We start from the raw sequence: 14,357 nt of genomic DNA on the forward strand, positions 1-14,357 counted from the left end.
CCCCAGCCGGGCCGCCCTTTCCCTGTTCCATCCGAGAGGGGATTAGAAACGGAAACCGATGCCGACGACGCCAGCGTCGCGGCCGCCAATGCCGTCTTCATACTCGCTGCGCTGATATTCAGCCGAGATGTAAGTGTTGCCAGTCACAGCAAATTCCAGGCCGCCACCATAGCGCACGCCTTCGAACGATCCACCCGAGTTGCTGTTCGACGCTTCAACGCGGGTATTGGCATAGCCCACCTTGCCGAAGGCCAGCACCTTCGGATTGAGGATATAGCCAAGACGCACCGAAGCGGAGAGATCGCGGCTAACTTCCACGCCGGCGCCCAGGCTGGTGGTGGAGTCGCTGAATGCCACTTCCGGACCAAAGGTTACGTTGGGCGTGATCGCAATGTCATAACCGGTGCTGGCGCCGTAAGCGAAGCCGTCGTTACCGTCGAACTTGTCATAACCCAGCGTCACGCCGGCGCGCGGGCCGGTGAAGGGCGCAGCGTCCTGGGCGAAAGCGGGAGCGGAAACGGCGGCAGCAGCAAGGGCTGCGAAAATCACAGTCTTCATAAAGTCCTCATGTCATCAGAAACGCACAGTCCAGGAACAGGACAGGCGTTTGTTCTCTTTTTACGGGATAGCGTTGCGTTATTTATTTCATCGCCATTTGGAATGCCGATTCTATTCGGTCTATCCTCCCGTCCTGCATGCAGCGATTGGTGTCGCTGACGACGCGCATATGTAACCTGATTGTTATTGTTGCAAGTTGGATATGAACTTTACGAACGCATGATGCTTTTTCGCAACAGTCTGACTTTGCATGAAAATGGGGCGCCTCCCCTTTCCGTTCCCATGGGCGCTTCGACGCGCTTATGGACCTGCAAGCTGGCTCCCATATGAACGAAATCATGAAAAAAGCTTCATGCGCACAGCATCTCCATCCTTTTGACGCTGTCGGCCCAAAAGGGTATCCATGGCCCATGGAACGCGCCCTGCCCCAGCGGAAAACGGTGCTGCGCCACCGGCTGCCGGTGCGGCTGTGGCATTGGCTGAACGCGCTGCTGCTCTATGTGCTGTTCACCAGCGGGCTGGGCATCTTCAACGCGCATCCCCGGCTCTATTGGGGGCAATATGGGGCGAATTACGACCATGCCTGGCTGGGGCTGGAGCGGTTCGGAAGCTGGATCACCCTGCCCGCGCATTATGACCTGGCGATGTCGCGGCACTGGCACCTGAGCGCCGCGCCGATCTTCGCCTTCGCGCTGCTTTTCTACATGCTCTGGAGCCTGTTCGGCGGGCATCTGGGGCGCGACCTTGCCTTCCGGCGCGGGGAACTGGCGCCGCGCCATGTGTGGCAGGACATCCGCGATCATGCCCGGCTGCGCTTTCCCGCGGGGGAAGCGGCGCTGCGCTATAATGTGCTGCAAAAGGCCAGCTATATCGCCGTGATCTTCGTCGCGCTGCCGCTCATGATCCTGACGGGCCTTGCCATGTCGCCGGGCATGAACGCGGCCTGGCCCTGGCTGGTCGACCTGTTCGGCGGCCGCCAGTCGGCGCGCTCGATCCATTTCATCGCGGCCTTCGCGCTGGCGGCCTTTTTCCTGGTGCATATGCTGATGGTGCTGCTCGCCGGACCCTTGAACGAAATCCGCTCGATGATCAGCGGGCGCTATCGCGTGCCGGAGGCGCGGCGTTGAGCCTGATCCTCAGCCGCCGCTCCCTGGTGCTGGGGGCCGCCGCGACGCTGGCGGGATGCGACCGGCTGGCGAAGAACGAGGCGGTACGGGACGCGCTGTTTTCCGCCGAGAATTTCCACAAATGGGCGCAGCGCGGCCTGATGGCCCGCGACGCGCTGGCGCGGGAATTCCGGCCCGACCAGATCTCCCCCTTCTTCCGCCCCAACGGCACGGCCAATCCAAACACGCCCGAATATAAGGCGCTGTGGCGCAACGGCTTTGCCGACTGGCGGCTGCACGTGTCGGGGCTGGTGGGACAGCCGCTTTCCCTCTCCCTAGCGCAGCTCCACGCCCTTCCCCATCGCGAGCAGATCACGCGCCACGACTGCGTCGAGGGGTGGAGCGCCATCGGCAAATGGCGCGGCGTGCCGCTGAAGCCTATCCTCGACGCGGCGCGGCTGCGGGACGGGGCGCGGTACATCGTCTTCCACTGCGCCGACGATATGGGCGGCGGGCGCGGCTATTATGAAAGCATCGACCTGGTGGACGCGTTCCACCCGCAGACCATCCTGGCCTTCGCGCTGAACGACGAACCCCTGCGCGTGGCGAACGGCGCGCCGCTCCGGCTGCGGGTGGAACGGCAACTGGGCTACAAGCAGGCGAAATATCTGATGAAGATCGAGGCGGTCGCAAGCCTGGAGGGCATAGGCGGCGGCAAGGGCGGCTATTGGGAGGACCGGGCCGGTTATGACTGGTATGCGGGCATTTGACGCCGACCGGATGACCTGACAGGGTAGCCCCATGAAATTGTTTGATCGCGTCATCAAGCGGCTGGTCACGCGGGGCCAGCTCAGCATCTATTATCATGACGGCAGGAAGATCACGGTTGGAACCCCTGAGCCGGGCTTTCCGTCGCTGGCGCTGAAATTCCACGACGCGCGGGTGCCGTTCGACATCGTCAAGGATCCGCGCCTGGGCATGGCGGAGGCGTTCATCGACGGGCGCGTCGCCATAGAGGGCGGCGGGATCATGGAACTGATCTCCCTCATCCGCATGAACAATGCGTGGGAGACGGGCAAGTCGATCAGCGACCTTGGCGCCATAAAGCGCGGGTTCAAGGCCGTCCGGCGCAAGCTGTGGGCCGCCAATCACCGGGCGCGGGCAAAGGCCAATGTGGCGCATCATTACGACCTGTCGGGCGCGCTATACGCCCTCTTCCTCGACCGGGACCGGCAATATAGCTGCGCCTATTTCCCCGATGCGGACAATGAGGCGGGGATCAGCCTGGAACAGGCGCAGGAGGACAAGAAGGCGCATATCGCCGCCAAGCTGCACCTGAAACCGGGCATGAAGGTGCTGGACATAGGCTGCGGCTGGGGCGGCATGGCGCTGTACCTGCACCGCACCTGCGGCGTGGACGTGACCGGCATCACCCTGTCGGAGGAGCAGCTCAAGGTCGCGCGGCAGCGGGCGCAGGATGCGGGCGTGGCCGACCATGTGCGCTTCGAACTGATCGACTATCGCGACATCGACGGCCCCTTCGACCGCATCGTTTCGGTCGGCATGTTCGAACATGTCGGGACCGGGGATTACCGCACCTTCTACAACAAGTGCCGCGAATTGCTGACGCCGGACGGGGTGATGCTGGTCCACACCATCGGCCGGGTCGACGGGCCGGGCATCACGGACGCCTTCACCCGGAAATATATCTTCCCCGGCGGCTATATCCCCGCCTTGTCGGAAATGATCCAGGGCAGCGAGGGCACGCGCCTGATGGTCACGGATGTAGAGGTGCTGCGCATCCATTACGGCCTCACCATCCGCCAATGGTACAAGCGGACGCTGGCGCACAAGGCGGACATCATCGCCCTGTACGACGAACGATTCTTCCGCTTATGGACCTTCTATCTGGCGGGCGCGGCCACCGTGTTCGAACATGGCGGCATGGTGAATTACCAGGTCCAATATGTTCGCGACCGCCGCAGCCTGCCGATCACCCGCGACTATATGCTGGAGGCGGAAAGCGCCCTTCGGGGCCGCTGATCCATCCATGAACATTGGCTGACGACGCCGTTCCCGGACGGTTCAGTAAGGCCGGAGCATCTTTCCTTCATGACCCCGGCGACGGGCGTGCATGCTGAGGAGAAACGGACATGAACATCTTGTGGAAGGGCGCTGCCGCCCTGGGCCTGGCGATCACCGCCATGGGGGCGAGCGCGGCCCCTGCACAGGCGCAATATTATGGCGGCTATGGCTATCGCGACGGGTATCGCGGCGATCGTTGGGACGACAGGCGTTGGGACGACAGGCGCTGGGACGACAGGCGCTGGGACGGGCGGCGCGACTGGCGGCATGACGACCGCCGCTATTGGCGCGGCGACCGGCGGTCCTGGCGCGGGCATTATCGCCAGCGTTGCTGGACCGAATGGCGCTACAATCATTATCGCGACCGGCGCGTGAAGGTGCGGGTGTGCAATTGACCTGACCTTCTGCCATGAAATCCCTCCCCATCCGCCGATGGGGAGGATTGGAAAGGCCCGCCCATTCCGTCGTCTATCGCGATTGCGCCCGGCAAGCGCTTGCGGCATTTTGACGGGATGACCGATCCCATGCCCGTCATCCAGAGCCTGCTGTCCGGCCTGCCCATCTTCCTGCTGCACCTCGCCTCCGCAACGCTGGCCTGGCTGGCGGCGCTGGCGCTTTACATGTGGATCACCCCGCATGACGAATTCGCGCTGATCCGGGCGGGCAACGGGGCCGCGGCGATCTCGCTGGGCGGGGCTGCGATCGGGCTGGCCGTGCCGTTGGGTTTCTGCCTGGCGGGATCAGTCAATGTCTGGGACATCATGATCTGGGGCAGCGTGACGCTGATCCTGCAACTCATCGCCTTTCGCGCGGTCGATTTCCTGCTCGGCGCGCTGCCGACCCGGATCGAGGCGGACGAACGGTCCGCCGCCATCTTCCTCGCCATGATGAAGGTCGCCATAGCCTGCCTCACCGCCGGCGCGGTCGCGGGTTGAGCCATGGCGGGCCGACGCTTCGGCTGTCTGCCCGGCCTGCTCGGCATCATCCTCGCCCTGCTGTGGATCAGCGAGGTCACCAAGCCTACGCCGCTGCATGTCGAGGCGTTCGACCCGCGCTCGCCGCGCCGGCCGATGCCGCAATGGAGCGATGAGAGCTTCGTCATCGAGGAACGGACGGAGGCCCCCGCCGACAGCATGGGCACGACCTTCGCCATCGACCGGGACGGCGCCTGGCTGACCGCCGAGCATGTCACCCATGGCTGCGCGCGGGTCGGCATAGAGCAGGGCGGCTTCGCCCGTCCCGTGTCGCGCCTGGTCGAAAGCCGGGAGGCCGATGCGGCGCTGGTGCGCGGCGGCGTGGCGAGCGACCACGCGCTGCCGCTGTCGGACCGCATGCCGCCGCCCGGATCGGTCGGCTATCATATGGGCTTTCCGGGCGGACAACCGACGCTGGTCATATCGGAACTGATCGGCGCCGCCCGCGCCCGACGTGGCGCTGGGCAGGATACGCAGCCCGTGCTCGCCTGGGCCGAACATGCGCGCATTCCGATGGGCGACGGCACTTTGTCGGGCATCAGCGGCGGGCCGGTCTTTGCCGAGGATGGCCATGTCGTCGGCGTCAACAGCGCCGCAACCGACCGGCGCGGGCGCATATTGACCACGGCCCCCGATGCCATGATGCGGCTGGTCGTCGCCAGCCGGGCGGCGGGGGAACGGCCGGTCGCCTACCCCTTCCTGGATCTGGCCGATGCACATGCCCGTTTCCAGTCCTGGCTGGCGCAGGGGGTTATCCGGCGCATCTTCTGCGATGTCGACGATGGACCGTAACGGTTGACGGCAGGTGGGCCTGGAGGCTAGGCCGCGCCCAGATTGACAGGATTTGGACCATCATGAGCGATACGCCCCCCGACCGCCTTTCCACCAACCCGAAGAGTCCCTTTTTCGACATGGACGTGCTCCAGCGGGGCATCGGCATCCGCTTCAAGGACCGCGTCCGCAACGATGTCGAGGAATATTGCATCTCCGAAGGCTGGATTCGCGTGGCGGCGGGCAAGACCCGCGACCGTCACGGCCAGCCGCTGACGATCAAGCTGTCCGGGCCGGTCGAGGCCTGGTTCGAGAATCCTGCCGAGGGCGCGGAGGAAGCGGCGGACAAGGCGGAATGATTTTCGCCTGCGCTGCCTGAAAAGGAACCGGGTTCCAGCCTTCGCAGGAACACCGGGATGCTTCAACGAAGGGCGGAGTCCCGCTTCACGTCCGCGATGATGTCGCGCAGCGAACGGGCCGAAGGCGTCGCATCGGCATAACCGATGGCGCGCAGGTCGAGCGCCAGGCGCGGCGGCGCGGCGGCGGCCCGGCGCGGTGAGGCGGCCTCCTCCTCCGGATCATCCTTGACGACGGTCATGCTGGCGAAGCGCGTGCTGACGCCCAGCGCCGGGTCTGGCCGGAACTCGCGCAATTGCGGCTTGTCGGGATAGATGAAGCCGAAGGTCGGGTTGCTGCGCGCGCCCATCTGGTTGGTCGGGCTGTGCCAGACGCGCACCGCGCTCCAGTCGCCTTCCTCGGACACGTCGACTGCCAGCACATCCTCCTCGATCGCGCCGGGCGCCGACCAGTTGGCATGCCGGATCAGCACGCGCCGGTCGTCCAGCACCCTGCTGACCACTGCGACATGGCCCAGCACCATCGGGCCGACGGGACGGAAGGCCAGCACCGCGCCCCTGCGGGGCGCATGGCCGCGCTTATAATGATTTTCCGCCTGGTCCCACCAGGTCAGCGCGTCGCCATAGATCCGGACGCCGGACACGGTGCGCGCATAGGGCACGCATTGCAGCACGGTCGCGCCCAGCACGGGCGTCGTCGCCAAGCCCGCCAGCAGCAAGGCTGCCCAGCGCATCATTCCCACTTTCATGCGACCCCAAAAGTCTCAGAATCGCCCCACCGCCAAGGAAACTAGGCGGCAGCCCTTAGGAAATGGTTAAAATGTCAGAAAGCACCACGGGCGGCCTCGGCGCCCGCGGTCGCGCGATCCGCCATGGCGATCTGCACCGGAGCCTCGCCCGCCTTGTGCGCGTAGATGAAGCCCTTGGCCGGGTTCGGGCGAAGGCCCAGGTCGCCGATCGGGCCATACCAGACGCGCACGTCGGTCCAGTCATTGTTCGGGGACACGTCGATGGCGCGGACGTTGCGCTCTATGCCGCCGCGATAGGACCAGTTGGCATGGGTCAGCAGCACCTCGCGCTCGCTGACCACCTTGCTGACCATGGCGACATGGCCGACCGGCATGGAACGGCTGGCAGAGAAGGCAAGGACGGCGCCGACGCGGGGTTCATGGCCGCGCTCATAGCGGCCCTCGGCCTGGCTCCACCAGCTATTGGCGTTGCCGTAAAGCTCGATGCCGGAAACCTGCCGGGCGAAGGGCACGCATTGCAGGACGCCGGCGGCGGCCGGGGTCGTGATCAGGGCGCCGAGTGCAAGCGTTGCCGCTGCGACAATAGCGCGAAAACCACCGATCATAGGAATGCGACCCCCGATTATTGGAACGACTTAACCCCGTGAGACGCTTTAGGGCAGACGCCGGACGGGATGAAAAGCAACCAGCGACGAGTCGTTGTTGCAGCGCGTCAATCTGCGGAACGAAAGACCTGGCCGGCCGTTACGCCGAACCGGCTAGCCAGGGGCAAGTCGTTGAAAAGTCCTGGTTCCGTTCCCGTCATCCAGACCTGGCCGCCGGTTTCGCGCAGCCGGTCGAACAGCGCGGCCCGCCGCGACGGATCGAGATGCGCCGCCACTTCGTCGAGCAACAGCACCGGCGGCTGGCCGCGATGGGCCGAAACCAGCGCCGCATGGGCGAGCAGGATGGAGAGCAGCAAGGCCTTCTGCTCGCCTGTCGAGCAAAGCGCGGCAGGCTGCGCCTTGGCGGCGTGGACGACGGCCAGATCCTGCCGGTGCGGGCCGGACAAGGTGCGCCCGGCGGCGGCGTCGCGGCGGCGCTCGCGGGACAGGCGGAACCCCAGGGGTTCCTCGCCCTCCCCTTCCCCCTCTATCGCCAGCAGCGGACGGGCGAAGGGATGGTCGGGCTGGTCCTCCAGCGCGGCCTGCAAGCGGCCCACCAGATCGAGGCGGGCAGCGGCAAGGGCCGCGCCATGCTCGTCCATCTGCGTTTCCAGCGCGCTCAGCCAGGAAGGATCGGCGGCGGACAGATCGTTCAGCAGCCGGTTGCGCGCCCGCATCGCCGCCTCATAGCGGGCGCTGTGCGTGGCATGGCCGGGGTGAAGCGCCAGCGTCAGCCGGTCCAGGAAACGCCGTCGCCCGCCGGGGCTGTCCGTGAACAGCCGGTCCATGGCGGGGGTGAGCCAGACAATGGACAGATGATCCGCCAGCGCGTTGGCGGAGGAGGCGACGCCGCCGATCCGCACCTGTCGCCGGTCGGGGGCGGAGGCGAGGACGCCGGTCCCCAGCATCACTCCATCCACCTCCGCCGCTATGCCGAAGCCGCCCGCGCCGTCCTGGCGCGCCATGTCGCGCAGGGCCGCTCCGCGCAGGCCGCGTCCCGGCGCCAGCATCGACACGGCTTCCAATATGTTGGTCTTGCCCGCGCCATTATCGCCGGTCAGCACGATGAAGCTGTGATCGGGCATGATCAGCGCATCCGCATGGTTGCGGAAATCGCTCAAGGTAAGACGGCCGATCATGAGGCGGCTCTAACCAGTGCGGCGGCTTTGGGGAAGGGTGGAGTAAGAAGCATGGAGTGAACAGCCGATGGTCCCGCGAAGGCGGCGGGACGAGCAGCGTCTGGGAATTCTGAATGCCGGGAGATGGCCAACTTCAGCCACGCCCATCCCCGCCAGAACGAAAAACGGCGCCTCAAACGGGCGCCGCCTCCCTATCTCATTGAGCGCCGTTCAGCGCTTTTCGACCGGCACATAGTCGCGCTGCGCCGGGCCGGTGTAGAGCTGGCGCGGGCGACCGATCTTCTGCGCGGGGTCGGAGATCATCTCGTTCCACTGCGCGACCCAGCCGACGGTGCGGGCGAGCGCGAACAGCACGGTGAACATCTCGGTCGGGAAGCCGATGGCCGACAGGATCACGCCCGAATAGAAGTCGACGTTCGGATAGAGCTTCTTCTCGATGAAATAAGGATCGTTGAGCGCGATCTGCTCCAGTTCCTTCGCCACGTCGAAGATCGGGTCGTTGACGCCCAGCTTCTCCAGCACGTCCTTCGCGGTCTTCTGCATGACGGTCGCGCGCGGGTCGTAATTCTTGTAGACGCGGTGACCAAAGCCCATCAGGCGGAACGGATCGTCCTTGTTCTTGGCACGGGCGATATATTCCGGAATGCGGTCGACGGTGCCGATTTCGCGCAGCATGTTGAGCGCCGCTTCGTTCGCGCCGCCATGCGCCGGGCCCCAGAGGCAGGCGATGCCCGCCGCGATGCAGGCGAAGGGGTTGGCGCCCGACGAACCGGCCAGGCGCACAGTGGAGGTCGACGCATTCTGCTCATGGTCGGCATGCAGCGTGAAGATCTTGTCCATCGCGTCGACCACGACCGGATCGATGACATATTCCTCCGCCGGGACGGAGAAGGTCATGTTCAGGAAGTTGGCGGTGTAGCTGAGGTCGTTGCGCGGATAGACGAAGGGCTGGCCGACCGAATATTTGTAAGCCATCGCCGCGATCGTCGGCATCTTCGCGATCAGGCGGTGGCTGGCGATCTTGCGCTGTTCCGGATCGTTGATGTCGGTCGAATCATGGTAGAAGGCCGACAGCGCGCCGACCACGCCGCACATGATCGCCATCGGGTGCGCGTCGCGGCGGAAACCACGATAGAAGGTGGTGAGTTGTTCATGCACCATGGTGTGGCGCGTGATGGTGCGGGTGAAATCCTCCAGTTCCTTCTTCGACGGCAGTTCGCCGTTGAGGAGCAGGTAGCTGACCTCCATGAAGCTGGACTGTTCGGCAAGCTGGTCGATGGGATAGCCCCGGTGCAGCAATATGCCCTTGTCGCCGTCGATATAGGTCAGGCCCGAATCGCAGCTCGCGGTAGAGGTGAAGCCGGGATCGTAGGTGAACATGCCGGTGTTGGCGTAGAGCTTGCGGACGTCGATGACCTGCGGGCCGACCGTGCCGTTCAGAATGGCATAGTCTTTCGCGTCGCCCCCGACGCTCAAAATGGCATTGTTATCCGACATGGTGTTCTCCTGATACTTCAATTGCCCGATGCGTGCCTCACAGCGGACAATCGTTCCAAGCTCTCCGCCTTCCCCAGAAGGAAAAGGACGTCGAAAATTCCCGGCGAAACCGTGCGACCGGTCAACGCCGCGCGCAAAGGCTGCGCGACCTTTCCAAGCCCGAGGCCGGCATCCTCCGCCACGCGGCGTATCGCTTCCTCGATCGCTTCGACCGTCCAGGACTGGACGGGTGCAAGAGCGTCGGCCGTCTTCCCCAGCAGCGCGCGCGCGGAGTCGTCTAGCAGAGCCAGGGCCTTCTCGTCAAAATCGAGCGGGCAATTTTTGAACAGGAATTCCGCGCCCTCGGCAATTTCATTAAGCGTCCTGGCGCGGGGCTTGAGCGACGGCATGGCTGCGGCCAGCAGTTCCTGCCCGCCCTCAGGCAAGGCGATGCCCAGCCGGGCCGCGACCCTTGGCGCGACCAATGCCGCCAGTCGAGCATCGTCGGCTTCGCGCAGATAATGGCCGTTCAAATTTTCCAGCTTCTTGATGTCGAAGCGCGAGGGCGAACGGCCGACGCCTGCAATGTCGAACAGTTCCACGGCCCGTTCGCGGGAGATGATCTCCTCATCGCCATGGCCCCAGCCCAGGCGCAGCAGATAGTTGAGCACCGCTTCGGGCAGCATGCCCATTTCGTCGCGATAGGCGTCCACGCCCAGCGCGCCGTGCCGCTTCGACAGCTTGGCCCCGTCGGACCCGTGGATCAGCGGGATATGGGCATAGACGGGTTCTTCCCAACCCATCGCCCTTATGATGCCTAGTTGGCGGAAGGCGTTGTTGAGATGGTCGTCGCCGCGAATGACATGCGTGACGCCCATGTCATGATCGTCGACCACCACGGCCAGCATATAGGTGGGCGTGCCGTCGGAACGCAGCAGGATCATGTCGTCCAGTTCCGCATTCTGCACGACGACGCGCCCCTGCACGGCGTCCTCGATCACCGTCTCGCCCTCGCGCGGCGCCTTCAGGCGGATGACGAAGGGCGCGCCTTCGGGAGCCTCCGACGGATCGCGGTCGCGCCAGCGCCCGTCATAGCGCATAGGCTGCTTGGCGGCGCGCTGCTGTTCGCGCAGTTCCGCCAGTTCCTCCGGCGTCGCATAGCAGCGATAGGCATGGCCGCCCGCGAGCAACTGGTTCGCCACCTCGGCATGGCGCGGCGTCCGCTCGAACTGGAAGACCGCCGGCTCGTCGCCGCCCAGGCCCAGCCATTCCAGCCCGTCGAATATGGCGGCGACCGCCTCTTCCGTGGAGCGGGCCCGGTCGGTATCCTCGATCCGCAGCAGGAACCTGCCGCCATGATGGCGCGCGAACAGCCAGTTGAAAAGCGCGGTGCGCGCCCCGCCGATGTGAAGAAAACCAGTGGGCGACGGCGCAAAACGGGTTACTACCTGCTTGTTCGAACCTGTAGCACTCACCGCTTCATTCCCTGACATTCGCCCGATTAGCCACCCGACACATCCATGATCGCGACGCCCCCTAGCATGGCTTTCGAGCCACGACAAACCTCCGTTGTCACTTCTGTGCGGGGGAAAGCGGCGCGGATTGGGCGCGGGCTGGAGCTTTGGCTGGAGGAGGAGCGCGAACGCCTGCCCTTATGGGTTCCGGTCGCGCTGGCGATCGGCATAGCGGCCTGGTTCGTTCTTCCTAATCGCCTGGAATGGCTGGCCTTTTGTTGCGCGATGCTGGCGGCGGCCTGCGGCGCGCTGCTCTTGCCGCCAGGCGGGCGGATGCGCCGGGCGATCATCGCCGGGGGACTTCTGGCCTGCGCGGGATGTCTGCTGGTCTGGGGGAAATCGATGATGCTGGGATCGCCGCCCCTTGCCCGCCCCACCTTCGTCGCGCTGAAGGGAGAGGTCCGGTCGGTCGAAAGGCTGCCCGCGCAACGCATGAGTCGCGTGCTGGTCCGGCCGATCGGCATGCCCGCCCTGCCCTCGCTGGTGCGCGTCAATCTTGACGATGCGTCGATGCCGGCGGGGGTCGGAGAGGGCGCCATTATCGCTTTCCGCACAAGGTTGATGCCGCCCGCGCCGCCCAGCCTGCCGGGCGGCTACGATTTTGCGCGCCGCGCCTATTTCGAGGGCATCGGCGCGACCGGGCGCGCGCTGCCGCCGGTCGCGGTCCTGCGGCCCGCCACGGCCGCCCCCCGATTGAGGGCGCGCCTGTTCGAGCATGTTCTGGAGCGCGTTCCGGGCAAGGGCGCCGGCATCGCCGCTGCCCTGGCCACGGGCGATCAGGGCGCGATCGCGCAAGCGGATGCTGAGGCGATGCGGCGCAGCGGCCTTGCGCACCTGCTGTCGATCAGCGGCCTGCATGTGACGGCCCTGATCGCTGCGGTGATCTTCCTGCTGATGCGGATGATGGCGCTCAGCCGACGGGCGGCGCTCGACCGGCCGCTGATGCTGGTCGCCGCGGGCGGAGGAGCACTGGCGGGCATCGGCTATACGTTGCTGACCGGGGCCGAAGTGCCGACCGTGCGCTCCTGCATCGCTGCCTTGCTGGTGCTGGGCGGGATGGCGATGGGGCGCGACGCGATCACCCTCAGGCTGGTGGCGGCAGGGGCGCTGGTGGTGCTGGTTCTCTGGCCCGAAGCCTTGGTAGGGCCGAGTTTCCAGATGAGCTTCGCGGCGGTGATCGCCCTGGTGTCGCTGGGCGAGCATCCGGCCTTCCGTACCTTCGTGGCTGCGCGTGACGAGGGGATGTGGCGCCGGATCGGGCGCAATCTGGCGGGCATGCTGGCGACGGGGCTGGCCGTGGAACTGGTGCTGGCGCCGATTGCGCTGTTCCATTTCCACAAGGCGGGAATGCTGGGATCGGTCGCCAATCTGGTGGCGATACCGCTCACCACCCTGGTCGTCATGCCGCTGGAGGCGATGGCCTTGCTGTTCGACCTGGGCGGATGGGGCGCGCCCTTCTGGTGGCTCACGGCGCGGGCACTCGACCTGCTGTTGCTGGTCGCTCATGGCGTGGCGTCCAGCCCCTGGGCGGTGGTGCTGGCCCCTGCCCAATCGGGCACGGTGTTCGGCCTGATCCTGATGGGAATGCTCTGGTGCCTGCTATGGCGAAGCGGGTGGCGCTGGGCGGGCCTGATGCCGGTGTCCGCGGGCATGACGATGATCCTGGCCAGCCCGATGCCCGCCATATTGATCAGCGGCGATGGCCGCCATGTCGCGCTGCGCACCGCCGATGGCGGCATGGCGATGCTGCGCGCCCGCGCTGGCGGATATGCCCGCGACGTCATGGTGGAAAGCGCGGGTCATGACGGCACCTTGCAGGCATTGACGACGCTGCCCCAGGCGCGCTGTTCTCCCGATCTCTGCGCCGTTCGCCTGAGAGGTGGACGCCGGTACTGGAACCTGCTGCTGACGCGGAGCAGCGTGAAGATCGACAATGCGGTACTGGCGCGGGACTGCGCCCATGCGGACATCGTCGTCAGCGACCGTCGCCTGCCGGGCGCCTGTCGCCCCCGCTGGCTGAAGGCGGATCGACGGTTCCTCGCCCGGACGGGCGGCCTGGCCATCGATCTGGACCATGGCGCCATGCGCGGCGCGAAGGCATGGAATGACGAGCACCCGTGGATCGCGCGACCCTCCGGTCGGCCGCGCGGATACAGGGGCGGTCAGTTATAGCGGCGCAGCAACCCGGCCAGCTTGCCCTGGATGCGGACCTGCCGCGGATCGTAGATTTGCGGCTCATAGGCGCTGTTTGCGGGATCGAGCCGAACCTTCGGCCCTTCCCGCCGGAAATATTTGAGCGTCGCTTCATTTTCGTCGATCAGCGCGACGACGATCTGCCCCTCCCGCGCAACGTCGGTGCGTTGGATCAGCGCGAAATCGCCGTCGAGTATGCCTGCCTCGACCATCGAATCCCCAGCCACCTCCAACGCATAATGATCTCCGGTGCCCAGCAGCGCGGCGGGGACTGAAAGCATGTTCTGCCCCTCCAGCGCCTCGATCGGCACGCCGGCCGCGATGCGGCCATGCAGCGGAATCTCCAATATGTCGTTGGCGGCGACCGGCGGCTGGCTCAACGCCGGACCGCTCGTCAGCGGCGCCTTGGCCGGCACGACCAGCTTGGGCGCGCGATGCATGGCGTCGGGCAGCTTGAGCACCTCCAGGGCGCGGGCGCGATTGGGCAGCCGGCGGATGAAGCCTCGCTCCTCCAGCGCGTTGATCAGGCGGTGGATGCCGGATTTGGACCGCAGGTCCAGCGCTTCCTTCATCTCCTCGAAAGAGGGAGACACGCCCCCCTCCTCCAGCCGGGTCTGAATGAAGCTCAGCAATTCCTGTTGCTTGGGTGTCAACATCTCGCCTTGCCCTCCTTGGAACGGATGGAGAACGCATAGGAAACGGAACGGGGCAAGTCAAGCGCCTAACCGTTGGCCGCGTTTACGGGAACGCGGGAGGCCACGGGCCGTTTAAAGCCTGCCTTCCCCGATGAAG

The 14,357-nt window shown here is 65.7% G+C and carries 15 protein-coding genes; 8 read left to right on the plus strand and 7 right to left on the minus strand.

The annotated features are described in order from the left end of the window. Positions 1-42: 42 nt before the first annotated feature. Positions 43-558 (minus strand): porin family protein, encoded by a 516-nt coding sequence (locus SIDU_RS09705; protein ID WP_007687764.1) that lies wholly within the window; start codon positions 556-558, stop codon positions 43-45. A gap of 410 nt (positions 559-968) precedes the next feature. On the opposite strand from SIDU_RS09705, the gene SIDU_RS09710 reads away from it, so the two are divergent. From SIDU_RS09710 to SIDU_RS09740, 7 genes are all read left to right on the plus strand, one after another. Then, a complete protein-coding gene (locus SIDU_RS09710; protein WP_007687763.1) occupies positions 969-1,685 on the plus strand; it encodes a cytochrome b/b6 domain-containing protein in 717 nt (238 codons plus the stop codon). A gap of 2 nt (positions 1,686-1,687) precedes the next feature. Continuing rightward, positions 1,688-2,434, plus strand: a complete 747-nt coding sequence (locus SIDU_RS09715; protein WP_025161056.1) for a molybdopterin-dependent oxidoreductase — start codon at positions 1,688-1,690, stop codon at positions 2,432-2,434. Positions 2,435-2,465: 31 nt separating this feature from the next. Further along, a complete protein-coding gene (locus tag SIDU_RS09720) occupies positions 2,466-3,707 on the plus strand; it encodes an SAM-dependent methyltransferase (protein WP_007687761.1) in 1,242 nt (413 codons plus the stop codon). A gap of 110 nt (positions 3,708-3,817) precedes the next feature. After that, positions 3,818-4,144 carry a hypothetical protein gene (locus tag SIDU_RS09725; protein WP_073507134.1) on the plus strand — a complete coding sequence of 109 codons (327 nt, stop codon included), beginning with the start codon at positions 3,818-3,820 and terminating at the stop codon, positions 4,142-4,144. 117 nt (positions 4,145-4,261) lie between these two features. Then, positions 4,262-4,684, plus strand: coding sequence for a DUF350 domain-containing protein (locus tag SIDU_RS09730; protein WP_007687754.1), 423 nt, complete (start codon positions 4,262-4,264; stop codon positions 4,682-4,684). A gap of 3 nt (positions 4,685-4,687) precedes the next feature. Then, the gene (locus tag SIDU_RS09735; RefSeq protein WP_007687753.1) at positions 4,688-5,515 is read left to right on the plus strand and encodes a S1 family peptidase; all 828 of its coding nucleotides are present in this window, start codon (positions 4,688-4,690) and stop codon (positions 5,513-5,515) included. Positions 5,516-5,577: 62 nt separating this feature from the next. Beyond that, positions 5,578-5,853, plus strand: a complete 276-nt coding sequence (locus SIDU_RS09740; RefSeq protein WP_007687751.1) for a DUF3297 family protein — start codon at positions 5,578-5,580, stop codon at positions 5,851-5,853. 62 nt (positions 5,854-5,915) lie between these two features. Here the strand turns inward: SIDU_RS09740 and SIDU_RS09745 are convergent, their stop codons facing one another. From SIDU_RS09745 to gltX, 5 genes are all read right to left on the minus strand, one after another. Next, complete coding sequence (locus SIDU_RS09745; protein WP_007687750.1) at positions 5,916-6,587, minus strand: CHAP domain-containing protein; 672 nt, start codon at positions 6,585-6,587, stop codon at positions 5,916-5,918. A gap of 86 nt (positions 6,588-6,673) precedes the next feature. Beyond that, positions 6,674-7,204: a CHAP domain-containing protein gene (locus SIDU_RS09750; RefSeq protein WP_007687749.1), complete on the minus strand. Its 531-nt coding sequence runs from the start codon at positions 7,202-7,204 to the stop codon at positions 6,674-6,676. Between the two features lie 107 nt (positions 7,205-7,311). Then, complete coding sequence (gene recF / locus SIDU_RS09755; protein ID WP_007687748.1) at positions 7,312-8,382, minus strand: DNA replication/repair protein RecF; 1,071 nt, start codon at positions 8,380-8,382, stop codon at positions 7,312-7,314. 210 nt (positions 8,383-8,592) lie between these two features. Then, positions 8,593-9,879, minus strand: a complete 1,287-nt coding sequence (locus SIDU_RS09760) for a citrate synthase (RefSeq protein ID WP_007687747.1) — start codon at positions 9,877-9,879, stop codon at positions 8,593-8,595. 17 nt (positions 9,880-9,896) lie between these two features. Further along, positions 9,897-11,351: a glutamate--tRNA ligase gene (gltX, locus tag SIDU_RS09765; RefSeq protein ID WP_051924125.1), complete on the minus strand. Its 1,455-nt coding sequence runs from the start codon at positions 11,349-11,351 to the stop codon at positions 9,897-9,899. Positions 11,352-11,438: 87 nt separating this feature from the next. Here gltX and SIDU_RS09770 point away from each other — a divergent pair, with 87 nt between their 5' ends. Next, positions 11,439-13,544 carry a ComEC/Rec2 family competence protein gene (locus SIDU_RS09770; protein ID WP_007687745.1) on the plus strand — a complete coding sequence of 702 codons (2,106 nt, stop codon included), beginning with the start codon at positions 11,439-11,441 and terminating at the stop codon, positions 13,542-13,544. Here SIDU_RS09770 and lexA read toward each other — a convergent pair. Further along, positions 13,535-14,221, minus strand: coding sequence for a transcriptional repressor LexA (lexA, locus tag SIDU_RS09775; protein WP_007687744.1), 687 nt, complete (start codon positions 14,219-14,221; stop codon positions 13,535-13,537). The genes SIDU_RS09770 and lexA overlap by 10 nt on opposite strands. Positions 14,222-14,357: the final 136 nt, after the last annotated feature.

Origin of the sequence: Sphingobium indicum B90A (assembly GCF_000264945.2) — a bacterium.
Taxonomy (GTDB): Bacteria; Pseudomonadota; Alphaproteobacteria; order Sphingomonadales; family Sphingomonadaceae; genus Sphingobium; species Sphingobium indicum.